12 protein-coding genes are annotated in these 14,014 nt (G+C 41.6%); 4 read left to right on the top strand and 8 right to left on the bottom strand.

The window, feature by feature from the left end:
* Window positions 1-97: 97 nt before the first annotated feature.
* Together ACMUMQ_RS13335 and ACMUMQ_RS13330 are read right to left on the bottom strand one after the other, a co-directional pair.
* Window positions 98-1,612, bottom strand: a complete 1,515-nt coding sequence (locus tag ACMUMQ_RS13335) for an alanine/glycine:cation symporter family protein (protein WP_414682476.1) — start codon at window positions 1,610-1,612, stop codon at window positions 98-100.
* Window positions 1,613-1,925: 313 nt separating this feature from the next.
* On the bottom strand, window positions 1,926-2,405 hold the full coding sequence (locus ACMUMQ_RS13330) for a DUF2798 domain-containing protein (RefSeq protein ID WP_414682475.1): 480 nt from the start codon (window positions 2,403-2,405) through the stop codon (window positions 1,926-1,928).
* 102 nt (window positions 2,406-2,507) lie between these two features.
* Here ACMUMQ_RS13330 and ACMUMQ_RS13325 point away from each other — a divergent pair, with 102 nt between their 5' ends.
* Complete coding sequence (locus tag ACMUMQ_RS13325) at window positions 2,508-2,939, top strand: MarR family winged helix-turn-helix transcriptional regulator (RefSeq protein ID WP_414682474.1); 432 nt, start codon at window positions 2,508-2,510, stop codon at window positions 2,937-2,939.
* A 103-nt stretch (window positions 2,940-3,042) separates the two neighbouring features.
* On the opposite strand, the gene ACMUMQ_RS13320 is transcribed toward ACMUMQ_RS13325, so the two are convergent.
* Both ACMUMQ_RS13320 and ACMUMQ_RS13315 read right to left on the bottom strand, forming a co-directional pair.
* Complete coding sequence (locus ACMUMQ_RS13320) at window positions 3,043-4,053, bottom strand: hypothetical protein (protein WP_414682473.1); 1,011 nt, start codon at window positions 4,051-4,053, stop codon at window positions 3,043-3,045.
* Window positions 4,054-4,121: 68 nt separating this feature from the next.
* The gene (locus tag ACMUMQ_RS13315; RefSeq protein ID WP_414682472.1) at window positions 4,122-5,021 is read right to left on the bottom strand and encodes a LysR family transcriptional regulator; all 900 of its coding nucleotides are present in this window, start codon (window positions 5,019-5,021) and stop codon (window positions 4,122-4,124) included.
* A gap of 120 nt (window positions 5,022-5,141) precedes the next feature.
* Between ACMUMQ_RS13315 and ACMUMQ_RS13310 the strand changes: the two genes are divergently transcribed.
* A complete protein-coding gene (locus tag ACMUMQ_RS13310; RefSeq protein WP_414682471.1) occupies window positions 5,142-6,212 on the top strand; it encodes an NAD(P)/FAD-dependent oxidoreductase in 1,071 nt (356 codons plus the stop codon).
* A gap of 136 nt (window positions 6,213-6,348) precedes the next feature.
* On the opposite strand, the gene ACMUMQ_RS13305 is transcribed toward ACMUMQ_RS13310, so the two are convergent.
* On the bottom strand, window positions 6,349-7,953 hold the full coding sequence (locus ACMUMQ_RS13305) for an amidohydrolase (RefSeq protein ID WP_414682470.1): 1,605 nt from the start codon (window positions 7,951-7,953) through the stop codon (window positions 6,349-6,351).
* A gap of 257 nt (window positions 7,954-8,210) precedes the next feature.
* Window positions 8,211-9,002: a C-type lectin-like domain-containing protein gene (locus ACMUMQ_RS13300; protein ID WP_414682469.1), complete on the bottom strand. Its 792-nt coding sequence runs from the start codon at window positions 9,000-9,002 to the stop codon at window positions 8,211-8,213.
* Window positions 9,003-9,471: 469 nt separating this feature from the next.
* On the opposite strand from ACMUMQ_RS13300, the gene ACMUMQ_RS13295 reads away from it, so the two are divergent.
* Together ACMUMQ_RS13295 and ACMUMQ_RS13290 are read left to right on the top strand one after the other, a co-directional pair.
* Entirely contained in the window at window positions 9,472-10,134 is a 663-nt protein-coding gene (locus ACMUMQ_RS13295; protein ID WP_414682468.1) for a TetR/AcrR family transcriptional regulator, read from the top strand.
* A 122-nt stretch (window positions 10,135-10,256) separates the two neighbouring features.
* Entirely contained in the window at window positions 10,257-11,120 is an 864-nt protein-coding gene (locus ACMUMQ_RS13290) for a carotenoid biosynthesis protein (RefSeq protein WP_414682467.1), read from the top strand.
* 502 nt (window positions 11,121-11,622) lie between these two features.
* Here ACMUMQ_RS13290 and ACMUMQ_RS13285 read toward each other — a convergent pair.
* Together ACMUMQ_RS13285 and ACMUMQ_RS13280 are read right to left on the bottom strand one after the other, a co-directional pair.
* Window positions 11,623-12,621, bottom strand: a complete 999-nt coding sequence (locus ACMUMQ_RS13285) for a LacI family DNA-binding transcriptional regulator (RefSeq protein ID WP_414682466.1) — start codon at window positions 12,619-12,621, stop codon at window positions 11,623-11,625.
* 74 nt (window positions 12,622-12,695) lie between these two features.
* Window positions 12,696-14,012, bottom strand: coding sequence for a TRAP transporter large permease (locus ACMUMQ_RS13280; RefSeq protein ID WP_414682465.1), 1,317 nt, complete (start codon window positions 14,010-14,012; stop codon window positions 12,696-12,698).
* Between the last annotated feature and the right edge of the window lie 2 nt (window positions 14,013-14,014).

Genomic DNA, 14,014 nt, shown 5'->3' with positions numbered 1-14,014 from the left:
AGCTAAAAACAAAAAAAGAGCCAGCCGTTTTCACGAGCTGACTCTTTTTTCATGCTGATTATCTGGTTTCAATCAGCTTGAATAGCTACGGCACACACTATTTTGTGTCTGCTTTCTTAGCTTGTTGTTCGTCATAACGCTTTTCCCAAAACTCCGCACCTTTAATGCCAAGCGCTTTAGGGTTGAAAGTGTAATCCGTCACGCCAGAGGCTTTTTGATCTTCATAATCTTTTAGCGCTTTCATGGTTGGTTTTGCCATAAAGAAAATCGCAAGAATACCAACAATGTTCAGCCAAGCCATAAGACCAACACCAACATCGCCTAAGTTCCAAATGTAACCAGCCGTATTCACTGTACCGTAAGCCACCATAAACATGATCAGCAACTTAACAATTGTCAGTGAAATGTTCACTTTTAGCGCTTTACGCAAGTAAGCTACGTTAGTTTCTGCGATGTAGTAATAAGCCAAAATCGTCGTAAACGCGAAAAAGAAAAGCGCAACCCCAACAAAGATAGGACCAACACTTCCAAAGACGCTTGCTAATGCCATTTGTGTAAAGGCAGGCGAAGAGATAATGGTTGATGGATCAACGTTTTGTACAATGAACTGACCGTCAGCCAATGCGCCTTGTACGTTGTATTGCTGAGTGATCAAGATCATCAACGCAGTTGCCGTACAAATAAACAAGGTATCAACGTAAACAGAAAAAGCTTGAACCAAACCTTGCTGAGCAGGATGCTGAACTTCTGCGGCAGCAGCGGCATGAGGACCAGTTCCCTGACCTGCTTCATTTGAATAAACACCACGCTTCACACCCCAACCGATTGCAGCACCAAAGCCCGCTTGCGCTGTGAAAGCATCCGAGATGATCAAACCAAAGATGCCAGGAACTTTGTCAATGTTCAGAAAGACAACGATCAAAGCCATCACAATGTAGCTTAATGCCATAAAAGGCACGACAACTTGAGTGAAGTTAGCGATACGCTTAATACCACCAAAAATGATGAAGGCTAATACAACCAAGATGATCGCCAACGCAACCAATTTAGTGGAGCCGACTTCACCAAATGAGCTAGAAACAAGCGTACCTTCACCGAAAATTTGTACAACCGCATTACCAACAGAGTTTGCTTGAATGCCTGGAAGGAAAATACCGCAAGCCAAGATAGACGCAAGAGCAAACAAAACGCCTAACCAGCGAAAGCCAAGGCAACGCTCAAAGTAATAAGCTGGGCCACCACGGTATTGCCCGTTATCGCTTACTTTATAAAGTTGACCTAATGTTGATTCAGCATAAGCCGTACTTGCGCCTAGAAATGCTACAACCCACATCCAAAAAACAGCGCCAGGGCCACCAAAGCCAATTGCTGCCGCAACACCTGCGATGTTACCTACGCCAACACGACCAGATAAAGAAACCGCTAATGCTTGGAAAGATGAAATCCCTTTTTCCGACTCATTTGATTTAAAAAGCAGCGAACACATTTCTTTAAAGTGTCGTACTTGGGCGAAGCGAGTCAAAACCGAATAAAACAGGCCTGCTCCTAGACATAGATAGATTAGAGCTGGGCTCCAAATGATCCCATTTAAGAAATCAATGAACTCTTGCATAGATAGTCCTCGAATAAATTAGCTCGATGAGCTTTATTAGTTGTTATTTTTTATCGATAAATTCTGTCATTTATCGCAAGCGGAAATGGCAACTCAAACACCATTCCATCCAAACATTAGACAGAACAAGATGCTGCGATGCACCGCGGCGGTGCGAATCTAGCATGAAAAATAAGTCGGATCTATTAGAAAAACAAAGCGAGGAATAAAAAACCTAAAAACAAGGAGTTTTTAGATTTAAACACTATAAAGTTAAAGTTGAATGGAGAATAAGACTATCTGTTCAATATTTAACCATATTAAGCACTTTCACTTAGCTGGCCATGAATTTCTCAAGCTTCGGCTTCAATACCAGCGACATCGTTAAGCCAATACACAAGCCAAAAGGCAAAGCCGCAAGAAAAGCCTGTTGCCATGTACTGATAAAAACATCGGCATTGGTAAACCCAGTTAAGTTTGCTGTGGTGCTAACGGCCAATATTGACTCCATTACGAAAGCCATACCAATGCCAGTTAATACTTGGCGAAGCATGTTATGAGCATTAGGTAAGAGCTTCTCAAGGGACTTACTAATCATCGTCATAAACAACAAACCAGCAGGCGCCATGACTAAAACCGCAATGGCAAACGATGAAAGCCAATCAATAAAGAAACTCTCTCTGAAGCCCACATTTATGTAAGTCATGATTCCCGTCAGTGAGCCGCCAACAACGCTCACCAAACAAGCAATAACGAGAATTTTTTGATAAAGCGGCCTTTTCGCTGCACCCGTTTTCACTGTTGAATTTGTCATGCACTTCTCCTCAAATCTTGAATCGGCTTAATAATTAGTTGATAATGGCAACCATAATAAAACTAGATGATATTGTCAACTATATAGCTAAAGGTTTATATCATGTTCAAAGCCATCAATATCGAAGCAACATTTCATTTGGCTCACGCCATTAAGCAACAACTCAATAACCAGCTGGACATCCAAAATCTGGGCATTAGCCCTATGCATGTGCGGGTTTTAAAAATCATTGGTGAAATTCCCGGCTCAACGGCAATGGATATTGCGGCATTATTCAAACGAGACAAGGCGCAAATCACTCGCCTAGTAAACCACCTTATTGATCAAGAATTGATTACAAAAAAGCCTAATCCGAACGATAAACGCAGTCAGTTTCTGGAATTAACCGCCACAGGAGCAGTCCTGCAAGGAAAGCTAAAAGCCTTATCAGATAAGATGGAAAGTAGGATGATTGAGGGAATCAAAGAAGAAGATCTGGAGATCTTTAGCCAAGTTGCTCAACAAATGAAAAACAACCTAATAGATCGTTTCTAATAGACCTGAATCTTTTCGAAGCGATGTAAATCTCAATAGGAAATTGATTCCCCTCAAAAATACTTAAAGAGGAGAATCAACCTATGCCGTTCTCTTAGCTGTATTAGCCTTCGTACCCATCATACTGATCATCTTCGCGTATAGTGAAGACAATCTCATGCAAGGCCTTTGTTTTAAACTCCTGCGTTTTACCGGCTTTGGTAATCCGAATGGTTTCATTGCCAATATAGCGATAAGCTGGCTCGCCATTAGGTGCACACTCTTTTAAAGGCCTTTCAACCATCACAAGGTGGTCTTGATCAATTTGGAATTCAATCTCGAAATCCCCTTGAGACGCTTTCATTTTAAGAGTCTTTCCGTAAGGCAGCCCAAGTATGCTCTCACTTGCAGAGACCATATTTTCAACCGAACCTGTCATTGTCAAACCTTCACGATTAAAAACAGGATCAATCACAGCGCCATCCTTCGAGAAAACAAGGCAACTGAGTTGTGGCTCACCTTCACGCGGGATCATAACCGAGTAATCCACGGAATATTCCGGTGTGTGCAGCTTACCCCAATACCAATTCCGCTTCCCAGCGGATACCGGAACCTTACCCCAGTTGTGATCACGGTAACCGCTGCCTTTGACTGCTGTTTCGATCCCATCTTTGATAAGCGTGCCTTCAACACGTCCTTGCGGAACAGCAATGGTCCAACCCATAGGAATCTGAGCTATTTCTTCAGGTGTTCTACCAACCACCCAAGCAGGAAAGTCTTTATAAAGTTTCAAGTGGATTCCGTGTCCATTGCATAAAGCCTTAAGCTCAAAATGATCACCTTGGTCAATACAAAAATCATCACCAATGTGAGCATCGCATTTTTCATAAGAGACACTAACTTGATCCTCTGAATAACGAACAAGTTCACTGATTTCTCGTCCATCGGGTGCGTAAATATTTAGGCGAACCGTCGGCTGTCGTGGTGATACTCGAGTATCATTAGTGGACCACATCACAACAACATGATCACCCGTATCCAACTCAGCATCGAAATACCACCATTCAAAATCCGTCTCCCGATTTTCCATCGGAAATTTCAGGTGCATAGCATCGTGTTTCAAGAAATCAGTCATGTCTATCTCCTTTTAATGTCTGGGAAGAACCAGCCTTTCCTATAAGGTCGAAGCCTTCACAAAGTAATTCACTCAGATTTTCCCCTAAGCCCAACTATTATTCCTTGATATTCCTCACTCTTTAGGATTCTCAAGAAAGCCTGAATCTTTTCGGAGCGATGCAAATCTCCGTGCGTCACAATCCAGTTTGGAAAGTCCCACTGAATGTCTGGCAAGACGCGCTTTAATTTATCAAAGCGTGATGAGGCGTTGCATTGCATAAATCCGATACCAATACCATCAAGGATAGCGCGCTCTAATATCTCACGGTTATTACTGGTGCATACCACTTGTTCAGGTGGCACGGCGTCGTTAAACCATTTAACAATCCCTAAACGCTGTGGCGCATTGTCTATATATACAAACCTATGGTTTTTTAAACTTTGCTCATCATGCGGCGTACCCTGTTCATGCAAATAATCTTCATTAGCATACAAGCCGAAACTTATAGGAGTAAAAGGCAGAACAACGTAATCATCGTCTTGTGGCTTTGGGCCAGAACGAATCGCCACATGAGCCTGACCATATTCTAATTTCATCAACTCCGAACTGGTTAACCAACGAATTCGTATTTTGGGATGCTGGCGACTAAACATTTTTACCGCAGGCATCAAGAGTTCAGATAACGACTCTAACGAAGTTAAAATAAACTCACCCTGCAACTCACCTTGTTGCCCCTTGGAACGAGTTGCAAAATCACTAAATTGCTCTTCTGTTAACTTTGCGACTCGCAATAAGTCTTCACCCACCTCTGTTAACTGATAACCTTTGGCGTCACGCAAAAAGACCTTCGAACCCAACTCCTGCTCAATCACATCTAAGTGGCGAAGAATGGTTGCTCGATGCACGCCTAACGCCTTCGCAGCGCCGCTGATACTTCCAGTTTGAGCCACAAAGTAGGCTGTTCTCACTTCACTCCAATGCTTCATAATACGTCAATTTCCCATAGCGTCTCTGTATCAAAATCGCACACATAGATACAATTTTTGCTCATTGTTGCAAATTTAACACAGTATAGAATAAGCTCATTACTTAAAAGAGGTCTTAGAATGAATACCACAACACATACACTTATCATTGGTGGCGGCTTCGCCGGCGCTACTGTTGCACAAACACTGGAAAAATCAGGCATAGCAACCACTTTAATCGACCTCAAAGACTACTTTGAAGTTACTATGGCTGTACTGCGTAACATCGCTGATTTTGAAAAAGTTCAAAATACACCAAGGATTCGCTACACCGACTTTTTAACTGGTAACTTTGTCCAAGGCCGCATCAGTGAATTAACTGAAACAACAGCGACACTCGAAAACGGCGACACCTTCTCGTTTGAACAAGCCGTCATTGCGACAGGCTCAAGCTACCCTTCTTTTTCTGTTGCGAAATCCAACCAGGCATTCACCTTGGAAGCACGAAATGAAGAAATGAAAAACGCATCAGAGGCTTTAGCCAAATCCACATCAGCACTGATTATTGGCGGCGGTGTTGTAGGTGTCGAACTCGCTGGCGATATTGCCTATAGCCATCCCAACATGAAAGTCACACTCGCCAATTCCGGTGCAACCATATTGCCTAGTTACTCAGAAAAAACACAACGCAAAGCCACAGAGCAATTAAAATCCCTCGGTGTGAATATTGAATTGAACCGCTTTTATCAAGAACAAGACGGTGTTTATATCGACAAGAATACTGGCGATAAAATAACAGCAGACATCACTTATATGGCGGTTGGTGTCAAAGTCAATTCAAACTTTATGAAGCCACAGCTTGGTAACACACTGACCGAACAAGGCTTTATTAAAGTTGACGACCACTTTCAAGTGACAGGTACAACTTCTCTGTGGGCTATCGGTGATGTGGCCGATTTGAAAGATTGGAAACTCGCCGCGACAGCAATACCACAAGGCAAAGAACTGGCCGCGACACTCATCGCCAAACAACAGGGCAAGAAAACCAAAGCGCACAAACCTATGCCGGAAATGGGACTTATCCCAATTGGGCAGAAAAAAGGTGTTGCTCAAATACCGTTATTCGGCACAGTCACATGGAAACCGATTGTTAACTTTAAAAACAAAGACCTTCTGGTTAACTACGTTTTCAAAGGACTTGGGATAAAATAATACGGCAGGTTTACTAAGACACCGATGTTGAAACACCTTAGGTGTCTTAGTAATACATTCAGGGGCAAACACTTTCATTTTTAAGTAGAGCGCCTAGCCCCAAATAAAGTTTAGGGCAAGACACGTCTGAATGCTTTTAGTCTAGCTGGCCTTGTGAATACACGACTTCACCGCCTGTCATGGTGAGCAGCGGCATTAGGTCGGCAATTTCATCTTCCTCAACCGTCAAATAATCCTTATCCAACACCACTAAGTCGGCCAATTTACCCACCTCAAGCGAGCCGATGTGTTGCTCCATAAAAAGCAATTCCGCATTGTTTCTCGTGTGTGCTATCAAGGCTTGTTCTCGACTGACGCGCTGATCTTCACTCCAACCAGACTTCGCCGCCACGTTGTCTCCTGTCACAACCCATTCAAGTGTTATAAAAGGTTGATACGGTGCAACAATGCCAGCATCCGATCCCAATCCCCATAAGGCACCCGATTTTGCGATACTGCCAATTCGAGGAGCATTGAGAACACTCACACTCATGCGAGCTTGGTTATGTACAGCGAAGGCAATACCAAGATCCGCCGCCCGAGCGATGTCTTCGTCTTTCATCCCATTAACATGCGCGAAGGTCCAACGAAGATCCTTAACCTCTGGCACCTCAGCTGCGATATCTTCCACAAGATCAAGAAATTGAACTGCCATAACTTGGCTCATTACATGTTCGTGAACTGGCCAACCATTGCGAGCGGCGGCGAATGAAATCTGTGAAAACGGCCCCCAAACTTCCTCCTGCCAACGTTTTCTGTTGCGTGGATTGTCCGTAACAGGTGAATAAATATGCTCTCCTAACCCCAACAAACCAAACTGTTCATCGTTTGAGCGAGGCAACACTGAATCCGATTCGATCATTTCTAACGCACTCGCTGTGGATTCAGCATCACGAGCGTTGTAACGCAATGTATGGAAAACTCGCAATGGCATATCAGCGCTTTTCGCAAAGGCTTCAAGTGGCGCCAGTTCACCTTCAGAAGGTCGACCAACATCATAGACGGTCGTCAACCCAACACGGTTAAGCTCTTTCATGTAAGTACGGATCGCACTCTCATCAGAGCTTTTATTTCGCCAGCTAACAAGGTTAATGAACTTACTAACCGTATCGCGCCCTTTGACTTGAGCCTGACCGCCATTGTCCATTTTCGCCAGTTCAAGCGCTTTGCTATTGGCAAAACCTTCTGAATAGCCGACCATCAAGAAAAGTGGATTATCTGGGGCAATGTCATCAAGCTCTTGTAAGCTAAATCCGCTATTGTCATCGAGAAACTGATTGTAGCTCCAGCCACCCATGACAGTGATCCACTTGCCTGCATCCAGTTGCGTTGCCTTGTCACGGATTTTCTTCATGGCCTCAGCTCGTGAATCTATACCGTCGAGCCGAGCTTCTGTCTGAAAGTTCCAAACGCCTCGAATAAAATGAAGGTGGTTATCGATCAGCCCAGGAATGACCGTTTTTCCCTTAAGGTCTATGAGCTTTGTTTGCGCCCCCATCAACGGCTCAGTCGCCTCGTTGCTGCCCACCGCCACTATTCGTCCATCACGAATAGCCAAACTTTGAACAATGCTAAAATCCTCATCAACGGTTAAGATTTTCCCATTGGTAAACAGTGTGTCGGCACTTTGCGCAGCCTCACTGCTCGCGCTCGCATTCATTGTCATAAAAATCGACAAGGCGAATAAGATTCGTTTTTTCATTTTAAAATATCCTATTACAGAATAAAGAAAGGCAATATTACTTTAGCCAAAAGTAGCAATCCCCCTCACCAAACCATTCAAAATAATGAAAGTCTGTTTGTAATATTAGTAAACAAACCTCGGTAAACAACGCAATTTACAATACTTTAAATTAGACATTAAAAAGCCCGCTGAATGCAGCAGGCTATGAAGTGAGGATAATTAGAGGCAGCCCTCAATTATTTTATAAGGTCACTTGTTAAAGCATTTAAATATATTTAGTTATTTGGCTTTTTATTATATTCAATTATAAAAGCATACCTTTTGCCACCAGTTCGCTCCATTCCAAACGTACCGGCATCGTCTGAAAAATCCCCCCATGTTGGTACAGGTTGATTTAGTTCTCCAAAACCAATCGTTCTTTGACTATGTTGTTCACCAGAATTATTCGGTTGTGTGTTATTACGTGGATCTTTATCAATGATGCCATCGTCTAAGTTTTGTGCCCAGTTTGTGTATTCCCATTTTTCACCACTTAACCATTGCCAGCCATCGGTTGGCTCCACAGATGCGTCGTGTTTAAACCCACCCAACATCGGCCCAATCATAATTTCGTAATGATTGGCTTTGCTTTTGCCTTCAACATATTTTGGAAATTTCCAGAAATATTTTTCGTCGTTAACTAGGCTAAACAAAAATGCATTTTCTTCTGGTGTAGTTATGGATGCCAAATAACCTCCAGCATCATCGGCTAAATAAGCTGCTTGATACCAATTCAGTGTTCCATTGGGCATATAAACTAATTCGTAATAATGGGTGTCACCATTGGTATTGGTAAATTCAACAATTGGTTTTCTTTCAATCGTCAAATCGGAAGGCAGTTGGTCCCACGTATAAAATATATACTTGGCATTAACGGTCAGTTCAATCTCATTAATAGTCACCGTTTGTGTATCAGCTGGTGAACCATCACCCTGACCCTTAATCTCATTCGTTGACTGAGCACAGGCACCCAAGAACATTGCCATACTCATTAAAGCACCTAAACTTAAAATCTTGGTTTTTTTCATAATCTCAATTCCCTCCTTTGCTTACCGCCATTCGTTTTACTAAAAAACTTGGTATATCTCTTATGGCTTTTCAACTATTTGGAAGTAAGAAGAAATTTAGCGAGGTGTAGCCACCCACCAATCAGTTTCCTCTCATTCCATGATGGGATTAATGTATTAGGAATCTGCACACCTTTCCAATGTGATCAGCGATAGTTTTGATCTAACTCTAAGAAGTATCGAAAAGACATCTCCAAATTCAAATAATACGTACAGCACGCATTATTGAGGACATGAATTCTTAACTGCTTTATTTACCTTGCACAGGCTGCTTGCCTAACAAACCCGACAAAACCCAGAAATTGAGCCGATTCTGCGACCACAATTCGTCCTAGAGTATTGATTCACACCCAATATTAACCAACTGTTAAATTTAATTGATCTATATTAACCAACTGTTTAATATAGCGTTGAATGATATGAGGCAGTTATGAATAAAGCAGTTACCAAAAAGGCAAATACGCGTTCTGAACAACAGCGCGCTCAAGAAACCAAAGTGAAAATTCTGAATGCAGCGCTTTCAGAATTTGCCAAATCAGGGTTTGAAGGGGTGTCGACACGAGCCATCGCCACCAAGGCTGGCGTAAATCACACTCTTATTCCTCACCATTTTGGTCCTAAAGATGAGCTTTGGAAGGCAACCGCGGAGTGGTTTTTTAATACCTACAACCAAGAATTTCTTAACCGTCATAAATCATTAAATGACGTAGTGGCAACAGACATGCTTCGCATCTATATACGAGATTTCATCGAATTCTGCGTTAACTTCCCTGATTTTTCTCGTTTTATGATGCAGGCAAACCAAGGTGACGAAGAGCGTTTAAATTGGCTTGTCGATCGCTTCCTTCGCTCTGGTTCTGATACCGAGCTAGGGGTGTTGAAACAAGCTCAAAAATTAGGGTTTATTCCGCAAGGTGATAGCCTGCACATACGCTACCTATTTATTGGCGCTGCCACGTCTATTTTTACATTCGCACCAGAGTTCTCTCGACTCTCTGGTAAGAATCCATTTTCCCACGCCATGATAGAACAGCATATTGATTACCTTTTCACACTATTCAGTACTCAGGTGCCGCAATATAAGAAGGTATGACCAGATGACTAAGAAACTTGTAATGGCAGGGATTGGCTATTTAAACCATAGATGTAAATCGAAGTTATGAGCCAAGTTAATTTACATCATTCAATATGATCCTATAAATATGAGAAATTAAGATGAATAAATCAACGTCAGGAAACAAGTTACATATCGCAAGATGGCTTTTGATAGGCCTCTATTTAATATCCATCATAGTCTTTGGTGGTCAAATGGAGCACAGTACAGGGCAGTTATTTTTACTTGGTTCTATCCTCGTATTAATGCACGCGCCTAAAAGATATGGCTGGAAAGGTACATTCATATTTGTCGCTACCGCTTATATTATCAGCACCATTCTGGAAGATATGAGCATTCGCACAGGCTTCCCTTTTGGTAATTATCATTACACCCTTGGTGGATTGCATATTGATCAGGTTCCTGTTTTGGTTGGTCCTGTTTATATTGCGGTTGGATATATGTCATGGACAATTGGTTCGATCCTTCTTGATCACGCTGACAAACATCTGGATAAAAAATTCAACCTGATTGCATTGCCTGCTGTCAGTGCCTTTATTATGTGTCAGTTTGACTTAGTCCAAGACCCTCTCACTTCAACATTTGATGGCATTTGGATTTGGGAAAATGCTGGCGGTATCTTTGGTGTGCCACTGGTAAACTTCCTTGGTTGGTATCTAACCTGTTATGTATTCATGCAAATTTTTGCAATATATCTATCTAAAAATAGTCAGATCATTATTGAGACAGGCGATACTGAGAAAAAGTCATACTGGTTACAACCAGTCATTTTCTATTTATTGATTGGACTGTCTTACATCGGCCATTACCTGCATCAGATTAACAGTGACGAAGTAATCACAGACCTTGCAGGGAATGTATGGGGTGTTGCTAATCTGCATGAAACAGCGGTTGGCATAATGTTATTTACTATGCTTTACAGCGTTGTATTAGCCACTGTTCGTTTATTTAAACCAAAAACTTAGCCGTTAAGGTTTTGACTATACGGTGAATTCACCTGTCCTATTCACCGTATAGCAATGCTGAATTCTCCTTCTAAACCAACTGATGTCCATGAGTCGCTTTCTGAAAGCTTCCACAACCCCTTCAAGGCGTGTCATAAATACAGATTTGCTGGCTCTTGATTTAGGCATAATTCAACTCACCCTTGAGAAAGAGAAAGACTTGGTATGGCTGGGTTTTAAGGGGGAGTGGCACCGTAATGTCCAATAAATGAAAAGCACAAACAGAAAATTATTCAACATTTACAAAGTAAGTTGAAGGTTGCCCATGCTCAGCAATTAACACAGATCTTTAAAAAAACAGTATTTTCGTTACTTGGCGCTTAATTTTAGTGACTAATTCTACTCTCATAGCTTCTACCCTAAAATGTATTACTACAGTAACAACAAGTAATCGTTTTCAGTAATACTGCTGATGCCCACTTAAAAGAAAAGTATAATGGCACATTAGGATAAACTAAAAATGTCAGGCACTTTCTCTTTCCATTAGCTCATAAGGCATAGTGGCATGCAAAGTCTCTACTGGTTTTTGTTCAATCAAGGCAATTAGAGTTGTCACTGCCATTTCAGCCATTTCGACGCGAGGTATACGAATGGTCGTTAACCTAGGGTTAATGACTTCCGCAAAGTCCAAATCATTGAATCCAACAATATCTAGCTCTTTACCAACTTGAATACCATAGCGTTGACACTGCATGACGGCACCACCAGCCATATCATCATTTACAAAGAAAACTGCGTCGGTGTCTGGCCATAGGTTTAAAATCTCAGAAATAGCATCAGCCCCAGTGTGAAAAGAGGTTCTTTCATTGGTATTCACAAAACGATGTGCTTCCAACCCGTCCTCTACAAGAGCGGCTTCCCAGGCTTTTTTTCGAAGCATTGCCCTTCGGTCTAACCAAGTTGAGCAAAAAGCAATTTTTTTTCTGCCTTTCTTTATCAAGTATTTGGTCAACTCTGAAGCAGCGTCATATTGATTCACACCAAAATTAGCATTAAACGTTGGCTTTTTAACCACATCCATAATTTCAACCGCTGGCAGCCCACTCGTTTTTATCATATTTATGGTTGCCAAAGAATGTTCAGTTTCTGTGAATATAAAGCCATCCACATTTCTGGAAAGAAAATTCGCTACGACTTTTTCCTCTCCCATCTTATTATAAGAGGAATCCCCTATTAGCAGACTATAACCATTACTTTCACAGGTCTGTTTTGCAGCACTAATAATTTCTGAAAATACAGAGTTAGTGAAGCTAGGAATAATTAAAACTAAGGATTTACTTGATGACAACGCAAGCGTTTTTGCAGCTAAGTTTGGTATATAATTTAAAACCCTACAAGCTTCAATAACTTTATCATAAATGTCAGATGAAACACGGTCTGGGTTATTTAAAGCCCTAGACACTGTAGATTTATTCACACCTAAATAATTTGCCACATCTAAAATAGTTGTTCTTTTTTTCATTCTCAATCCAAAAAAGGCCTATGACTAAAACTGCCCTAGGCCTTGTATTAAAATTCACCCCTTATAACACTCCATTAAATCAGAATCATTACAATTTCAGGGTAAGCTAACAATAAGGCTAAAACGATAATTTGAATACAAATAAACGGCCAGACCGATTTAAATATATCCGTTAATTCAATACCTTCAGGTGCAACGCTTTTAAGATAAAAAGCAGCAGGACCAAATGGAGGACTTAAAAAAGAAACCTGCATATTCACACAAAACAATATACCAAACCATACAGGATCATAACCTAAGCTCAAAATGATCGGAATAAAAATAGGCATTGTCAACATAGCGACACCTATCCAATCAAGAAACATTCCCAACACCAAAAGAATCGCCATCATGATTAAAATGGTATAAATAGGAGCACCCAAATCAGTGAACAGGCTAGCAATATACTTATCCCCTCCCATTAGATTATAAATGCCGATAATCATGGTGGCACCTATCCCCACCCAAATTATCATCCCAACTGTTTTAAGGGTGGTTTTCACTGACTCGTATATAATGTTAAAAGTAAGCTCTTTCCGGTACCACGCCGCAAGAACAACACCAACAACTCCTACACAGGCAGACTCAGTTATGGATGCAATACCACCATAGATACTACCCATTATCCAGCCAGCGATCACAAGAGGAATCGCAATGTCTTTCACTATTTTTTTCTTATCTTCTCTCGACAGCCCCTTAATCTCAGAGATATCCATTGCAGGACCGTAATGAGGATAAATATGGCAAAGTATCAAAATATAAGCCACATATAAGCTAGATAAAATAACCGCCGCAGGTATTGCAGCTAAGAATAAATCACCGATAGACACATTAGCTGTCATACCATAAACAATCAGAACGATACTCGGGGGTACCATGGTTCCTAAAGCACCGCCCGAAACAACAGTACCAATCGCAAGTTTTTGGTTGTACCCAAGGCGTAACATTTGTGGCAAAGCTAACATTCCTAATAGTACTGTTTCTCCACCAATTATTCCTGACATTGACGCCAATAAAACCGCAACAACCATGCTCTGAATAGCGACCCCACCCTTCAGCCTACCAGCCAAAACACGCATGGAATTATAAAGGTCCCTGGCTATCCCTGTTCGATCCAACATGGTTGCCATTAGCACAAACATAGGCACAGCAACAAAGGTGTAAGAAGAGGTAAAATCTGTCACCCTGGAAGCAACCATTTGCATGATGGCTGTGGTATCAAACCAAAGATAGGAAAACGCAAGGGCAATTAAGCCTGTAAGAAAGCCTAATGGCATACCAATGACAAGTAGAAAAAGCATGACTGCAAATATAATCACAGTCCCCATACCTATACCGACTACACTAAGCATCA

Source organism: Marinomonas algae (assembly GCF_047525555.1).
Lineage (GTDB): Bacteria > Pseudomonadota > Gammaproteobacteria > Pseudomonadales > Marinomonadaceae > Marinomonas.
Note: the sequence above shows the minus strand (reverse complement) of the source record. Positions and strands in the feature narration are given on the sequence as shown.

Coding starts and splice junctions, on each gene's coding strand:
- ACMUMQ_RS13310 (WP_414682471.1), top strand. CDS start 5,142: ATGAATACCACAACACATACACTTATCATTGGTGGCGGCTTCGCCGGC.
- ACMUMQ_RS13320 (WP_414682473.1), bottom strand. CDS start 4,053: ATGACTGATTTCTTGAAACACGATGCTATGCACCTGAAATTTCCGATG.
- ACMUMQ_RS13335 (WP_414682476.1), bottom strand. CDS start 1,612: ATGCAAGAGTTCATTGATTTCTTAAATGGGATCATTTGGAGCCCAGCT.
- ACMUMQ_RS13325 (WP_414682474.1), top strand. CDS start 2,508: ATGTTCAAAGCCATCAATATCGAAGCAACATTTCATTTGGCTCACGCC.
- ACMUMQ_RS13315 (WP_414682472.1), bottom strand. CDS start 5,021: ATGAAGCATTGGAGTGAAGTGAGAACAGCCTACTTTGTGGCTCAAACT.
- ACMUMQ_RS13330 (WP_414682475.1), bottom strand. CDS start 2,405: ATGACAAATTCAACAGTGAAAACGGGTGCAGCGAAAAGGCCGCTTTAT.
- ACMUMQ_RS13300 (WP_414682469.1), bottom strand. CDS start 9,002: ATGAAAAAAACCAAGATTTTAAGTTTAGGTGCTTTAATGAGTATGGCA.
- ACMUMQ_RS13285 (WP_414682466.1), bottom strand. CDS start 12,621: ATGAAAAAAAGAACAACTATTTTAGATGTGGCAAATTATTTAGGTGTG.
- ACMUMQ_RS13290 (WP_414682467.1), top strand. CDS start 10,257: ATGAATAAATCAACGTCAGGAAACAAGTTACATATCGCAAGATGGCTT.
- ACMUMQ_RS13280 (WP_414682465.1), bottom strand. CDS start 14,012: ATGCTTAGTGTAGTCGGTATAGGTATGGGGACTGTGATTATATTTGCA.
- ACMUMQ_RS13305 (WP_414682470.1), bottom strand. CDS start 7,953: ATGAAAAAACGAATCTTATTCGCCTTGTCGATTTTTATGACAATGAAT.
- ACMUMQ_RS13295 (WP_414682468.1), top strand. CDS start 9,472: ATGAATAAAGCAGTTACCAAAAAGGCAAATACGCGTTCTGAACAACAG.